Here is a 15072-nt window from a genome sequence, read left to right as displayed (position 1 = left end):
GCACCGGCCCACGACCTGCTCATTCGTCGAGGTGCCGGTGCCCGGCTGGTTAAACGTCCACCCCCACCACGGACCCTTCCGAATACACGCCGTCCTGGCTGGCTGATCGCGAACAGCATGTAATGCCCCGGCGGCGGTTGCCATGGCGCCACTCGTACACGCATACCGAGGATGTGGCGACCCCGGCATACGGAATGCTCTTGGCACCGTACTGGTCGGCAGGTATTTCTCGCTATTTCTCCGCAACAAAGAAGGGGCGGGCCACGGCCCGCCCCTTCTTTCGTGCCCTTACGATCAATAGGTGACAGTCAAACGCACACCGCTGAAGTCCTGCTCCCCATAGAGGCTGATGTAGACGTACTGACCGCCCGGCGGGTTGTTCACCACGATCGACTCTTCGTTACCCGCATTCATCGACCAATAGTTGTGGCGGGTCTTGTATGCCCAGGGATCAGAGCCGCCCAAGGTATTGACGAACAGGTCGGCATTACCGTTTCCGCCCGTTGCGGTGACCCGCATGCTGGCGGTTCCGGCCGGAACCAGGATGTAGAAGTGAGCGTGATTGCCGCGCGTTTGCGAGATGTTGCTCCGTGCGCAGTTTCTGTCGAGCTGACGCGTGTCCGTCGCGGTGCACTCCGGAACCTGCTGGCAGGCCGTACCGTCGGCAACGCAGGTCAGCCAGTTGCTGAAATCCGTGTCGTAGCTCGTACCGATGGCCGCGATGCGGTTCTTGTACTCGGCGTAGTTCCCTGGCCGCAGGTAGGACAGGATCGTGTTCACATCGCTGGCGCGCTTCTCGAACATGTAGCGCACGGCCAAGTAGCCGCCCTGATAGACCCGCGACTGGTCGCCGTACTCGGTCCTGAACAACTGGCTCAGCGTCCAGGGCTTGCGCGCGGCTTGTTCGCGAGCACGGGCATTGTCCTGATTCAGGTAGGACCAGGAAATGTATTCCGCCAGCCCTTCCGTCCACCAAACGGTTCCTTGGCTGAAGCCCGCCATGAAGTCGCCGTACAGGTTGTAGCGGCCGTCGAGGTAGTGCACGAACTCGTGTTCCAGGTTCCAGATCTGGAACGTCGGACGGATCCACTCGGCCTCGTAGGCGATGAAGCGGGGCTGATTGCCGACTACCGCGGGATTGCCCTCGAGATAGATGCCGCCGTTGTTGGAATCGTTTCCGTAGATCGCGCTGGAGTATCTACCGTAGTCGGACGAACTATCGAAGATCACCATTTCCAACGAGGTGTTGTTGTCGTTTGGGACGGCCTGGTTGCCGGTGGCCAGGACTCGGTGGAAGTAGGCCTGCTCGCCGGCGACGGAATCGCAGGCCTTGCGGAGCTCCTCGGCCGAGATGCTCTGCGCGCGAATGCTGATGGTCGGGCTGCAGGCATGTTGGACCGGCAGGACGGCCGCACGCAGCTCCTCCTTGTAGTTACACAGGCCGTATCTTTGGCAGTTCTCGCGATCGTAAGTTTCGACGTACTGCCCGAATATAGTGCGTAGCGGCGCGGTCGAGTTGTTGAATGCCGTCAGGTCCGCCAGTTCGTCGACTTTGGTGCTGGCGTAGTTTTTGATGGTTGCCGAATACCGCATCTGGCGGGAGAGTTCGCGCGCTGCGTTGAGCACAAGATACTCTTTTCCGCCGCCGAGCTTGCCGATATTGCTGCGGATGAAGCCCGAGAGCGTATCGGCCAGCGTGGCGGCGACCTGACTCGTAAAGTCGGGCAGTTCGACCCCCTGGTTGAACAGGACATGGAAGCAGTTGTTGATCGCCCGCTCCATGAAATACATATTGTCGTAAGCGGCGTCGTAGTTGCCGAGCAAGGTACGGATCTTGGAAAGAAACCGGGTGTTCTCGCGAGCAGAGTCGATCAGGATCACGGCTTCCGCAAGGACTTCGCCGTGCGCATCGTTCTCTAAAGCCATGGTCACGTTGTTATTGAAGAACGCATCGAGCCCAGCGCGCACGGACTGGCCGACCGCCGCATTGAACGCCCCAAGGCCCTGATCCCGGTACTTGAACTGGTTGTAATATCCGGCTCGGACGAAGAGGATCAACTGCAGGATGTCCTGGTCGTTGTCGCCGTCGTAGGTCTGGGCTAACCGGGCGATTTCATCGGCGACGGTGACCATCTTCTCGTTAGTGAAGGTCCGCAGCGCGTCGTCCCTGGAGAGATTGAACTGGGAATTCGCGCAAGCCGTGTCAGCATGCTTCAGCTTGTCCAGCAGATCCGCGCCGACCGCATCGGCGAATGCGCAGCCTGTATGTCCGGCGGCCCCCTGCTGCGGGCTGCTTCCCGCGGCCCCGTGCAGCGCACCCGCCCCTTCTCTTGCACGCTTCGCCTGTGCTTTCTGGGACGGACGCTTGCGATCGAACTCTTCTATCGCTTCCTGTTCCTCGCCGATCTTGACCCGATAGGCTTGCGGGTCGCGACTCGGCGGCACCATGGCCGGTTCCAGCGGCTGACCCTGAACATGGGCGCCGCCGAACATCGCTTCGCTCATCGAGGCCGCAGGACCTGGACGAGAGCGCATGCCCGCAGGATGATGCGAGTACCCCGAGCGAGGGTACTCACTGCCCTGTCCATTCGCCGCATACAAATTGCGCGCTTGCAATGGAGCGCCATCGGGGCTGATAAGTGCGTAGCTCGCACTCTGCGCCTTGGAAGGAACCGATTTTTCCGCGCCGAGCAGCTTCGTCAGCCAAGCATCCGCGGCAGCGACAGGACCGGCCGCCCCTTCGCGGACTCCGGAGACAGAGCTTCCGTCGCCCTCACTGGATACACCGACCAGAACGAAACTTAGCAGTGCCGCGCCTACCGCGGCAAAGCCGACTTTCTTCTTTGAACGCTGCAACATCGTAAAACTCCCTTTACCAGTTCCGGCGTCACGGACTGCCATCCATACCGATCGGGCATACAGCAGACGCGGCCGGTGCGTCATCAGAGGCAGCTATCAATCACTGCCGGCTTGTAGCCACTGGAAGCTCGATCGAGGGGTCCGTCATCGAACCGATGACTTTGCCGGGACTTGCCCCAACACCCACAAGATGCGGATGCGACTCCATGGCCTGGAAGCATTTAGGCACGCAGCCACGGAGAAAAATATTGGGAATACTCTTATTTTCAGCATCGCTCCTCGGCACGGAAACATTCCCAGACATAGGAATATTCTTATCCCTAAGAACATTCTTAGACTTAGGAATATTCTTAGTTCATCAATATTCTCAAGCCAACGAATCACATAAAGCGACGAAACGATCGTGCGCGAAGGCGTTATTACGCTCATGCGAATACGCATTGCATCGGACGAACCGGAAGGGAGTCGAGCTACATCTCCGAGATCCAGTCGCCGCCATGCCTCTACCAGTGTGGCCCACCGCATATGCGAACCCGACAGCAACGCGGCCGTTGTTTCGATGGACCGACGACGGCATACCGAGCGCTTGCTCCATCGCGCCGGATCTGCGGTGACTCGCGCGAAGCCAGCGAAGAATGAAGCGCTCATCGCGAGGCTCGCAGGCGTCGCCGACAACCGCGATCATCGACGCGGTTTAGCACCGTCCGCGCCCGCCATCGGCTCCGGCATGGCCGAAGAATGATGGTGCGCGATCAGCCACTTGCCGTTGCGCCACTCGTACACATAGGTATAGCGGGCATGCACGGTTTTTCCGTCGGCGAACTTGAACGCGTAGGTGCCCAGGTCCTGGACCACGTTGCAGCCGATCTTGATGACGCGCTTGTCGATCGATCCTTGCGGCTTGGATTTCAGGAACTTGACGAAGTAGTCGCGCATGGCGGCGCGGCTGGTACGCGGTTCGTTCGACAGCGTCGCCAACAGCACGCCGTCCTCGGCATAGTTGGCAAGAACCTTGTCCGGATCGCCCGTGCGCAGCGAATCGTTCCAGCGGTTGAACAAAGCCGCGACCTGGGGCTCGGTAACCTGGACACAAGCCGATTCCATCGGTGCGCGGGCCCCCACAGGCATCGATGCGGGCAAGAGCACCATCGCGGCGGCGACCAGCGAAGTAATTAGAACGGTATTCATTGAGGAGTCGCTCATTCGGGGGGTGACTGGGAACACAGAGAATTCGACTGGATCGTCATGCGAGCGCTTCCATGGGCGCTCCTTACTCGGTCTGTTCGGCAGGCAAGCGGTGGCATGCCCGCGTAATCGTTAGCGGCGCGGTGGGTCACGAGACCCGATGAAGCCGCGGCTCCGCGGCCGTTGCAATCGGCGCGATCTATGCAATCGTGCGGCGGCGCTCAGGTCGTCGCGCGCGAGAGCTGGCCTCTCTCGGCGCCCGTCAGCCCGACGCCGAATTCCCGGCCCCGATCTGCGCCACCTCCAGCACTCCGCAAGCTATCCGCTTGCCGGCTTTGCCGCTCGGCTGGCTGGCGTAGTCGTCCGGCATCGCGTGGATGACCAAAGCTCGCCCGCCGATGTCGTTCGGACCACCGCCGCCGAGACTGGCCCCATGCACGATTGCCTTGACGATGGCCTCTCCCTGGGCGTTGGCGACGATATTCTCCATGTCGCCCACATGGTGTTCGCCATTTTTTACGCTGCCATGCCGATGCCCGTATGGGTTGAAGTGATCCCCGGCGCTGCTGGCATTGGCCGCGCTGCAGTCGCCTTTCTCATGGATGTGGATCGCATGCACCCCACTGGCCGTCAAGCCGGTGACGGTTCCGGCCACGGCCATCGTCTGTCCATTGGGAGAAACCGAAAGATGCCCCTTGACGCTACTCCCCGAGGCGGGCTGCAGCGCTACCGTGGCCAGCACCTGATCCTCTTCTCCAGCACCCGACAGCGATGGCCTCTCGGCATTGCCGCACCCGGAGATCGCCAGGCCTACTGCAAAGGCCATGCCGATGCGTACATATCTACGCGTTATTGCCTTGATTCTGCTCATTGTCATAGCCTCGACAAGTTATTTTTTCCCGAACAGGAGTTCCGTGTATTCCACGGATACCGCGCTGCGTTGCCCGTTCGGCCCGTAGTAGCGATCCCTATGGCACGACTTCTCTTTCGCATCGCAGAATATTCCGTTAGCGAAAGTGAACTCGGACGTATCCATGTCCTTATCGGCGAATGCATTCATTGCCGTTCTCATGCCGTTATGCTTCTCGGTCAGCACCCGCGAAAGCCCCTTTTTGTTCGCGCATACGTAGCGATCGCAAAGCACGCCCGGTTCGGCCAAACGCACAGCGCTCTTCCGCTCGGCCTGAGCCGGCACCGCAATCAAAGCGATCAACAAGGAGATGGCGCACTTCAGTTCTGTCATGTCTAATTTCTCGCTCGCATCGGGCGGTGTTGGAAACACCGAGAACCCACTATTCCTTACACTTACTTTTCGTCCTTTCGCTGCAGCGCAGCCCCCGTCTTCCGAGATCCGAGGGACTGAACCGATCCGAGTCGCCGCACGCCGCGACATACGAGCCTGTGCTGTTGCTGCCCAGCGGCATTCCTTCGGTGCCGCAGTGGCCATCGGCAGCAATAGCGGCTACGAAGCCCCGGCTCTGCCCGCACGCCCCGTCCTGGCCGATTGGCCGAACTCTCCAGGGGCAAGCTTGTCGTTGACTCCGCCCCGAGCGAGAAACGACTCGATACTTTCGCGGCCGTCGGAACCCGGTGTTGCGGCGCCCCTTTTCTCAGGTGCGCCGCTCCGGGCACGTTTCTTATCCGTCATACGAACATCGAACTCAGTGTCGGCTTCCCCCTGCGGGCAGCGGGCAGCGGAAGATGTCGATCACCTATGCGCAGGCGCCTCTGCCGATCGACCGTCCTTGACCAAGCCGGATAAACGTTCGGCAAGCTCGTCCTTGCCTTGCCGACGCGCCAATTGCTCCGCATCGGCGCCGGCGTCGTCCCGCAAACCGAAATCCGCGCCCCGCTTAGCCAAGGCGTCCAGCCATTGGTCGCGCGAGAACAGTGCGGCATACATTGCCGCAGTCTGACCTGCGCTATTGCGTTGATTGACCTCGGTGCGAGGATCGTCCAACAACCGCCGGACCGCATCGTCCACGCCCCTGAACAGAGCCCCCATCAACGCGGTGTTTCCGCGCTCGCCATCGGCCACGTTGGGGGAAGCGCCAGCTTGCAACAGCGCTTGAACCGCGGCGTCCCGTCCGTGGTAGGTCGCCAGGATCAGGGGCGTAAACCCCTTTGCGTTCCGAGCATCGAGATCGACGCCGCTCTTCGCGAGGCTACGAATCAGATCGGCGTCTCCGATTCGTGCCGCTTCGAACAGATACTCCGCGAGTTCCTGCCTGGATTTCCTCGCCGTGCCGGCGGGTTCCTCTGCCAGAGCGGCCGCCGGCAGAGCCAGTACAAGAGTCATTACCCATACAAATCGCTGCATAGCGCACTCCACTGAAGACCAGGCCTTATTCACTCAAGGCGTCTGCGAGGGACTTCACGCGGGCGACATCGGCCTTCAACGCTTTGGCGAGACCTTGGCCGTAGCCTGCGTCGGCCTTGTAGAAGTACGAGAGCATCGTGTAGCGCGCGACATCGTCGCTTACACGCCCCAGATCCCCGGACAGATTGGCGATCAAGTTGTTCCTGTCCGTCGCGGATAGCGACCGATAGAACTCGCCTGCCTGGCGAAAATTGAGCGTCTTCGCGATCCGCTTCTGCTGTGTAGTCCCGGACAGCGGCAGCTCGCTGTACTTGTGCTTGCTGTCCTGCGGTTTCGGCGCCAGGCGCGAGGGCTCGTAGTTCACGCTTCCGGTGCGCGCCCCGGCATTCGATTCGCCGTCTTGGTTGTTGCTGTTGATCTGCAACTTCGGAGCGTTGATCGGCAACTGAGCCACGTTGGTCCCGACGCGATACAACTGAGTATCGGCATAGGCGAACAAGCGCCCCTGGAGCAATCGATCTTCGGACGGCTCGATGCCTGGAACCAGGTTGGACGGAGCAAACGCCGACTGCTCTGTCTCCTGAAAGATATTCGCCGGGTTCCGGTCCAGAACCATGGTTCCGACCTTGACCTCGGGCACTCCGGACCAGACCTTGGTCGGGTCGAGCGGATCGAAGTCGAAATCGTCCAGTTGACCGGGCGTGAGGATCTGCATGTACAGATCCCAGCGCGGATGGTCGCCGCGCTTGATAGACGAGATCAGATCGTTGGTGGCGTGATTGAAGTCCCGGCCCTGAACTTGCTCCGCCTGTTTCGCCGTCAGATTGTGCTCGCCTTGACGGCTATCCCAACGCAACTTGGCATAGACGTACTCGCCACGTTCATTGACCAGCTTGTAGGCGTGGACGCTGCTGCCGTCCATCTCGCGATAACTGCGCGGGGTTCCGTAGTCGGAATAGGCCCGGGTCAGCATATGCGTGGCCTCGGGAACGTGCGAGAAGAAATCGAAGAAGCGGTTCGGATCCTGCAGATTGGTGTCCGGACTCGGCTTCAGCGAATGCACCATGTCCGGGAACTTGATCGCATCGCGGATGAAGAACACCGGAAGATTGTTCCCAACCAAATCCCAGTTGCCTTCTTTAGTATAGAACTTCGTCGCGAACCCGCGCGGATCGCGCAGAGTTTCCGGCGAGTGATTGCCGTGAATCACGGTCGAAAATCGAACGAATACCGGAGTAACCGCACCCGGCTGCAGCACCTTGGCCTTGGTGTATTTGCTCACGTCGCCGGTGACTTCGAACCGCCCGTGGGCGCCGGTGCCTCTGGCGTGGACGACACGCTCGGGAATTCGCTCGCGATCGAATCGCTGCAGCTTCTGAATCAGATGCGCGTCTTGAAGCAAGACTGGCCCATCCGGCCCGGCCGTCTGGGAGTTCTGGTTGTCGCCGACCGGAGCGCCATTGTCCTGGGTCAGAGGGGACTGAGCGAGCGCCTGACCGATGAAGAGTTGGGCGATGACAATGAGGAAAAGCGAACTTCGCTTGTACATCTGATTACTCGTTGAGTGAAAGATCTGGAGATAGACTTTCTTAGGCGACCGCCCTCGTCCAATACATTTACGCGATTGGTTCAATTCATAAGAGTGATTGCCTCGGCACTCGTTGCGCGCACGGCAACGACTGCATTCATCGCGAGCAACCTAGCCGCTTATCGATCGCACAAAAGAAACGCCGCGCTGGGCCCGCGCGGCTTTTATCGCAGAATCAAGCTGTGGTCGGCCTCATGGAGCCGATGATGAAATACGCCTATCGATTCGAACTGAAGGTCTGTTTCTCGTGCCTCATCGGCGCACCACGACGATTTCCGGCCTCGGCGATCGCTTCGGCGCCGGTTTTCTGGCTCAGCGCACCCAGCATTCGTTCGGCAAGATACTCGACCAGGAGCCGCACCTTCTGCGAGGCCTTGCGACTGACCGGATAGACGAGCGAGATAGGGTCTGCAGGAGGCGAGCATTGCGGAAGCAAAGCCACTAGCTCTCCATTCCGCAACGCATCTGCCACCAGGTAGTCCGGCAACTGCGCTATGCCGAGACCGACCTTCACCGCCTCCATGAGGTGGAGTATGCATTCGCTTCGCATCCGCTCGCGGATCGGATAGGAGCGCAACTGAGCGCCGTCGCGCAATAGCCAGTACGCGCCGACGTGCCCGTGCTCGCGCGCATGTACAAGCCCATCATGGTCCTTCAACATATCGGCGGATGTCGGGGTTCCGTTCATCTCGAGATAGTCCGGGCTGGCACATAGCATGTTTTCGCTATGTCCGATCACCCGCGCCGCCATACTGGCGTCCGCCGACCTGCCGCTTCGAATCGCGACGTCGAACCGGGCTTCTCGAACCGACGAATCTCGCTCTTCGATATCGATCTTCAGCTTGATATCGGCGTAGGAGCGCGCGAACTCCGCAATCGGCCGCGTCACCGCGGGCACGCATAGCGAAGAAGAAACGGAGACTACGATCGTCCCTCGCAAGCCGCTGTTCCAGCTCGCAATCTGGTGATTGGCCTCTTCTATCGCTTCGAGAATACTCTGGCACTTGAGATAGTAAGCCGCTCCGGCCTCGGTAGGACCGACGCGCGCGCTGCTGCGATCTATCAGCCGCATACCGATCCGGCTCTCTATGCCGCTTATGCGCCGGCTGATCACGGATTTCGACACGCCCAGCGATTGGGCCGCTCGGGTGAAGCTGCCCGCGCCTACGACGGCCACGAATGCGGTCATTCCCACCACGTCGACGAGGACATCCCCCCGCGAAGGGAATTCGTAGCTCTCTTCACCCAACCTCATGACCTGCGCTCGATAATCGTTTGCCCACACATGAGAGGTCGCGGTGAACGCACGATATTGAGTTCGCTATCGGAGTACGCTTCATCAGACTATGCTCGACATCAATGCATGGAAATTGGGAATTGTCTTAGGCACCGTCGCTCGGCACAGAAGAATCGCCGGAGTTCCTTCCCGACTTCGTTTCCGATGACGCAGGTCGGTCGAATCGGCCATCCGATCCCTGCCGAGCCTACGCAGAACCGGCTGAAGAATCCGGCCCATTCGCGATGCCGTGCGCGAAGGGCGACCTCGCCTGGATCAGCCGACATGCCCCCGGGTCTTATTCCTTGCCCTGCGCCGACAACACCGAATTCGAAGGAGAACTGTTCATTCGAAGGCTTCGCGATCCGTCAACGCCGATCGCCTACCTGCGATTACTCCCGATACACCTTGTGCAGATCCTGCCATCGATGCCATCTCAGAGGAGAACTGTCCTGATCATCCGCCGACTTCGCCATAACGTGACGCGATGCTGGCTTTAACACGTAGCGATCATCTTCATGCGATTGCGCCCATCAGCGACCGCCGCTACAAGTTCCTTATTGCCCACAAGCATCGCGTCCGGCTGAAGTCGGGACTCAGGTCGAACGCACCACCGGCCGCCAAATCGCTGCACATGCCCCCTCATCCGGCTCGACGAAACGCCCGGCTCCCTGGCACGACCGCCTGCATAGCCGATTGGTAGTATCCGACGGGGCAGTCGCCATGGTGTCCAGCTAGTAGAATTGCCCACTTACTGGAAGCGTCTTGCCGATGGGCCGATCCTGTCGGAACCGAGCTCATTGCCGGCACATCGGCGACGCTCACAAGTTCATCCGGCCGACTGCACAGCACCGACTCGCGAGGGCGGAGGTGAGTGACAAGAAAAATGGAGACAAGTTCCGTGTTTATTGATAGCCACGTTCCGGCTGCCGCCAGGCTACCCCGGTGAGTACCCAGCGCCCCCCCGACAGGGTACTCATCGCGGACGATCACCCGGTCATCGTCGCCGCGCTCTCCGAAATGCTGGGCAGCGCCTTGGATACGGACAGTATCCGCATCGATTCGGTTTCGGATGGGGAACGTCTACTGCAGGCTCTCGAGGATGACCGCTTCGATTATCTGGTCATGGACTTGCACATGCCCGGAGAACTCCAAAGCGTGCCGCTCCTGCGCGCCGTACTGAAGAAACAGCCTCGCCTTCAAGTGATCATCTACACAGGGACGGAACTTCCCTCCCTTGCGCTGACCACGCTGGAAACCGGAGCCCGCGCCTTCGTTTCGAAGTCGAGCCACCCGAGCACGATAGTCGAGGCAGTCCTGGCGGTGATGCGCGGCAATACCTACACCGACCCTGCGATCGATATCGCCTCGGCGAACAGTCACCCATGGCGTCAACTCAGCTCTTCAGAGCAAGCGGTCGTCCTGGCGTTGGCTCGCGGCGAGAATCTTCAAGCGATCGCCCTGGACAGCAATCGCAGCTACAAGACCGTCACGACCCACAAGTACAACGCCCTGCGCAAGCTGGGCTTGAAATCGAAGGACGAGCTGTTTCGCTATCTCGAGAAGCACGGGCTAGGCCACCTGCTTCAATGAGGCTCTGCCATCGAGTCCGCCGATTACGACTCGATCATCCGGCTGTTGCGACGGCATTCGGGACCTTCGAAGCGGCTCTGAGCGAGTCGCAATCGGCCATGGCATTCGATCTTCGCGCCCCTATCGGTCGAAATCGACCCTTTCGGAAACGCCGCGGGCGCTGCGCAGGCTTCGTTTCTGCTGGGAGTACTGCTGCTGCCCCAGGAGCGATCCCAGCGCCTGAGCCACCACCGCCTTTTCATGGCCGATCGACTTTTCCACTACCTTCCATACCCCAGCTTTGCACCAACGCATGTAGCGCACGTAGATAGGCCGCCAAGCGCCGTACATCGCCGGAATCTCGGACCAGAAGGCCTTGTTGCAGGCCACCCATAGCACCGCTTCGACGAAACCGCGATATTTTTGCTTTTGGTTTCTCGCCCTGGCGGCCAGGTTCGACGGAAGCGCCTCATTGATCCGGCGCCACTCCAAGTCATTCAGTATGGTGACGTTCTGTTCCACCGACGATTCATCTTTCATAGCAAGCTCTCAAAGAGTCCACTCAAATAGGCCAGCGCCACTGTTCGATGGCGCGCCGTGAGATCTTCTCGAGCTCCGCGTCCAAGTCATGCCTGGAACGACAGGGGAAGCCGTGTCGACGCGCCTTCGTAAGGCCGCCTCCTGAGCTCCGGAGGCGGCTAAAAGAGATACAGCCGGTTGCGATCAGTACGTACCGACCATGTTCAAGAACCACCCCTTGTGGTCGTAATCGAAGTTGGTCAGGTCGTCGCTGAACTCGGTGAAGTTGTAGCCCACGCCGACGCGGAAATTGCGGCCGATGTCGCGGTCGACACCGATCAGGAAGCCCTGGCGATCGCCGCCGTCCCTCACGCCCAGCCAGCGATACTCGGCCAGGGCATGCCAGGTTTCGGCGAACTCGTAACGCGCCTGCACCGCAGCGAAGGTCGTCGCCGAATCGGCCCATTGGCCTTCCAGACGGCCGTAACGCACTTCGCCTTCGCGACGCGCCAGCTTGCCGGCGAACTCCCAGTGGTGGTTCGGGTTGTAGATGCCTTCCAGCGACAGGATCTGGCTGCGCTGATCGTAGAACGCCACGTTGTCGCCGATCTGCGGCAGTGCCGACACGTCGTACAGATACGTGTACTTGCCGAGCAGCGCGTACTTGGTGCTGTTCCACGGCCGCCAGGCGAAACCGACGTTGCCTTCGATGAACTTGGCGCCGGCCTCGGCGTTGATCTGGTCGGTGGTCTTGGAGTAGTTGAAGCGAGCGGCGATGCGGAAGCTTTCGTTGATCTTGTGGGTGAGGTTGTTGGTCGTGACCCACTGCTCGCGACGCTCCGCACCGGTGTCCTCGCGCCATTCCAGCTTGCTCTGCCACTGCGTCGCCGCCGAGGTGTGGCCGCCGCTGAGGCTGACCGCACGACGATCGACTTCGCCGATCGCCTTGTCCAGGCGGGCGCTCTGCAAGGTGAAACCGAGGTTCCAGCCCTGGCTCGGATAGAAATCCATGCCGTAGGTATGGGCCAGGCCGGATTCGTTCGGCGCCTTCAGGAACTGGCTCTCGTTGTACATGCTGACCTGGTTCGACAGGCGCCAGCGCTGGCCGAGGGTCCAACCCGAGTTGAGGCGGTTGTTGAACAGCGGATCGAAGTCGGTGCGATCGGTCGAGTAGGTATAGCTGCCGTAGACCGTGTGGTCGGGCTGGATGCGGTACTCGGCATTGATCTGCGCCGCGTCGCCGCGGTCGCCGGTGGTCAGCTCGGCGCCGACGCTCGACAGATTGCCGAACACGTACTTGCCGCCCAGGGTGAAGGCGTCGTTGTCGGCGTAACGGCCGTTGTCGTCGTCCAGGGTGACCTGGGCGGTGCCGTACAGATCGAAGCTGCTGCCGAAGCGGCGCTTGTACTGCAGGGCGCCCAACACGCCGGCGGCGTCGAGGGTGGCGCGATTTTCTTCGACGCGACGGATTTCCGCGGCCCAGGTGGTGGAGTCGCTGATCCGCCATTCGCCGGTCAACTGCGCCTGGGTCAGCGATTCGCTGCCGCGTTCGGCGCGGCTGTAGCGGCCGTAGATGTTGAAAGCCGGATTGAACTGGCCCAGCACCTCGAACCCGTGCTCCTGAACCTCCTGGCCCAGGTCGTAACGCGAGATCGAGAAGCCCGGATCGACGCGACGCCACCAGGCGCCGGCCGACCAGTCCAGCTTGGTCCAGCCCAGTTCCTTGAAGTTGGCGCGCGCTTCGACCGAGCGCGCCGTGCCCTTGCGGTTGTCGAGGCCGGAATTGATTTCGTTGAAGCTCAGGCCGCCGTTGTCGGAGAAGAAGATCGGCGAACTGGTCGACTCGGTCTGGCTCTGCTCCAGCTTGAGGTAAGTGCCGCGACCGGCCTGCAGGGTCAGATCCGCGCCCTTCAGGGTGTAGTCGTCGCCGGCGCGGTTCTCGTCGACATAGGTCGCGCCGAGCGCGACGTGATCGCCGAACCAGTGCTTGCCGCGGAAACCGGCGGTGACCGAGTCGGCATCGAAGCCGTTCGGGATGAACTCGTAATCGACCAGCAGCACCTGGGTGAAACCGTCCAGGGGCGTGTCGCGGGTCAGGGTCGGGATGTTCTCGCGGGTCACCTGCGCCAGCGGACGCGTCAGCAGGATGCGGCCCTGCATCTCGTCGATCTCGTAGTCGGCGCCGCGCACCAGGTCGACCCGGTTCTCGACCCGGCCGGTGGTGGCGTCGCGGACTTCCAGCACGATCTTGTCCGAGCCCGGCAGCACGTCGGTGTGCTTGAGGTAGTACAGGCTGCCGCCGGTGCCGATGAACTCGTTATGGCCGGGCGCGGTCTGCGCCTCGGAACCGAACACCCGCAGTTCGCTGCCCGGCTCGCCGAGCACGGTGCTGCGGCGGCTGCGCCAGTTGAGCGCACCGCCGTACAGCGAGCGGCTGTACTGACCGTATTCGGTGCCGGTGATGCCGGTCTCGAAGTTGCCCCACAGCGCCTGGCTCTTGTCCCAGTCGACCCGAACGTACAGCCGGCCCATGGTGTCGACGTCGCGGTAGGTGGTCGAGTCGTCGCCGTAGACCGGGTAATACAGGTCCGGATCCAGGCGGCGGAAGATGTCCTGCGGGTCGGCCTTCCAGAAGCCGTTGAACAACTGGCTGACTTCGCGCTCGCGCGTGTCGGCCTGGGCGGTGACCAGGTACTTGCCCTTGATCTTGCCCTTCAGATAGAAGCCCAGGCGGCCTTCGAGCAGGAAGCTCTTGTCGAAATGCTCGTCGCCGGCCAGCGGTTCGATCGAACCGGAGGTGCTGCCCTTGGACGCGGTCACATCGGCGATCGCGACGGCGAACATGTAGCGGCCGCTGACGTCGATGTCGAGCTTATGGTTGATCTCGCCGCCCTCGCCCTTCAGACGCAGGTCGTACTCATGGCGGCCGATCGGCTCGAGGTATTCGGCGACCAGCTTGCGTTCCAGATCGACCGGGAAATTGCGCCCGTTGATCGTGACCGAGTAATTCTCGGGAATGTTGCGGCCCTGGATGCGGATGCGCGAGCCGTAGATGCCGATGTTCTGCTGGCGCAGGGTGCTGCTGCCGAACACGGCTTCGGTCAGGCTGTTGCGTTGCGCCTCTTCGATGCCGAGCGAGGTGCCCTGCTTGCGTTCCATGGCGTTGCGCATGGTCTGCAGGCCGCGTTCGGCTTCCTCCGGCCGCACCAGTTGCATGCGTTGCGGATAGGTCTCGTCGACGCTGCCGTCGGCGCCGTAGGCCCGCACCAGGTACAGCAGTTCGTCGCCGGCACGCGCTTCGTAACCGGCCGGCAGGGTGCCGTCCCATTCCGCTTCGCTGATCGCGCCCACCGGCAATTCGACCTTGGCCAAGGGATCGACCAGGTCGGTGTCGCTGGCGCGGTAGATCAACACTTCGGCGCGCTGGATGAACGAGGAGTAGTTGTTGTACGCGTAGAAGCGCACCGGCTTGAGCACCTTGGTGCCGTCGAACGACACCAGGCTGGTGCTGCTGATGTTCATCTCCGGACGGCCGAGGGTGGGATCCTCGGTCGCCCAGATCACCCCGCCGTTGGGCAGGCTGACCGACCACTTGCCGATCGCCACGGCCTTGCCCGGCTGCTCCAGCGCCACCGACACGCGGCGGTCCGGCTGCAGGGCTTCAGACGAGGATTTCGCCGTCGTGCCCTCGGTCACCGGCTTGCTGTAGCTGCGCGTACGCAGCTTGAACAGCAAGCCGTCTTCGCCGCTGCA

General features: G+C 61.3%; 10 protein-coding genes. 1 reads left to right on the top strand and 9 read right to left on the bottom strand.

Going from position 1 to position 15072, the window contains the following annotated elements:
• Positions 1-294: 294 nt before the first annotated feature.
• From ACTJJK_RS03065 to ACTJJK_RS03035, 7 genes are all read right to left on the bottom strand, one after another.
• Complete coding sequence (locus ACTJJK_RS03065) at positions 295-2901, bottom strand: collagenase (protein ID WP_440729429.1); 2607 nt, start codon at positions 2899-2901, stop codon at positions 295-297.
• A gap of 639 nt (positions 2902-3540) precedes the next feature.
• Positions 3541-4083 carry an SgcJ/EcaC family oxidoreductase gene (locus ACTJJK_RS03060; protein ID WP_440729428.1) on the bottom strand — a complete coding sequence of 181 codons (543 nt, stop codon included), beginning with the start codon at positions 4081-4083 and terminating at the stop codon, positions 3541-3543.
• Positions 4084-4306: 223 nt separating this feature from the next.
• On the bottom strand, positions 4307-4915 hold the full coding sequence (locus tag ACTJJK_RS03055) for a superoxide dismutase family protein (protein WP_440729427.1): 609 nt from the start codon (positions 4913-4915) through the stop codon (positions 4307-4309).
• A gap of 18 nt (positions 4916-4933) precedes the next feature.
• Complete coding sequence (locus ACTJJK_RS03050; protein WP_440729426.1) at positions 4934-5287, bottom strand: YcgJ family protein; 354 nt, start codon at positions 5285-5287, stop codon at positions 4934-4936.
• Between the two features lie 465 nt (positions 5288-5752).
• Positions 5753-6343 carry an ankyrin repeat domain-containing protein gene (locus ACTJJK_RS03045; protein WP_081930818.1) on the bottom strand — a complete coding sequence of 197 codons (591 nt, stop codon included), beginning with the start codon at positions 6341-6343 and terminating at the stop codon, positions 5753-5755.
• Positions 6344-6389: 46 nt separating this feature from the next.
• Positions 6390-7913, bottom strand: coding sequence for a catalase (locus tag ACTJJK_RS03040; protein WP_440729425.1), 1524 nt, complete (start codon positions 7911-7913; stop codon positions 6390-6392).
• 256 nt (positions 7914-8169) lie between these two features.
• Positions 8170-9207 carry a LysR family transcriptional regulator gene (locus tag ACTJJK_RS03035; RefSeq protein WP_440729424.1) on the bottom strand — a complete coding sequence of 346 codons (1038 nt, stop codon included), beginning with the start codon at positions 9205-9207 and terminating at the stop codon, positions 8170-8172.
• A gap of 966 nt (positions 9208-10173) precedes the next feature.
• Between ACTJJK_RS03035 and ACTJJK_RS03030 the strand changes: the two genes are divergently transcribed.
• Positions 10174-10821 (top strand): response regulator transcription factor, encoded by a 648-nt coding sequence (locus ACTJJK_RS03030; RefSeq protein ID WP_440729423.1) that lies wholly within the window; start codon positions 10174-10176, stop codon positions 10819-10821.
• A gap of 120 nt (positions 10822-10941) precedes the next feature.
• Here the strand turns inward: ACTJJK_RS03030 and ACTJJK_RS03025 are convergent, their stop codons facing one another.
• Both ACTJJK_RS03025 and ACTJJK_RS03020 read right to left on the bottom strand, forming a co-directional pair.
• Entirely contained in the window at positions 10942-11340 is a 399-nt protein-coding gene (locus ACTJJK_RS03025; RefSeq protein WP_051884863.1) for a transposase, read from the bottom strand.
• Between the two features lie 183 nt (positions 11341-11523).
• Positions 11524-15072: hypothetical protein (locus ACTJJK_RS03020; protein WP_440729422.1), on the bottom strand; the 3549-nt coding region annotated here is incomplete at its 5' end.

Origin of the sequence: Lysobacter sp. 22409, assembly GCF_052045105.1 — a bacterium.
Classification (GTDB): domain Bacteria; phylum Pseudomonadota; class Gammaproteobacteria; order Xanthomonadales; family Xanthomonadaceae; genus Lysobacter; species Lysobacter antibioticus_B.
Note: the sequence above shows the minus strand (reverse complement) of the source record. Positions and strands in the feature narration are given on the sequence as shown.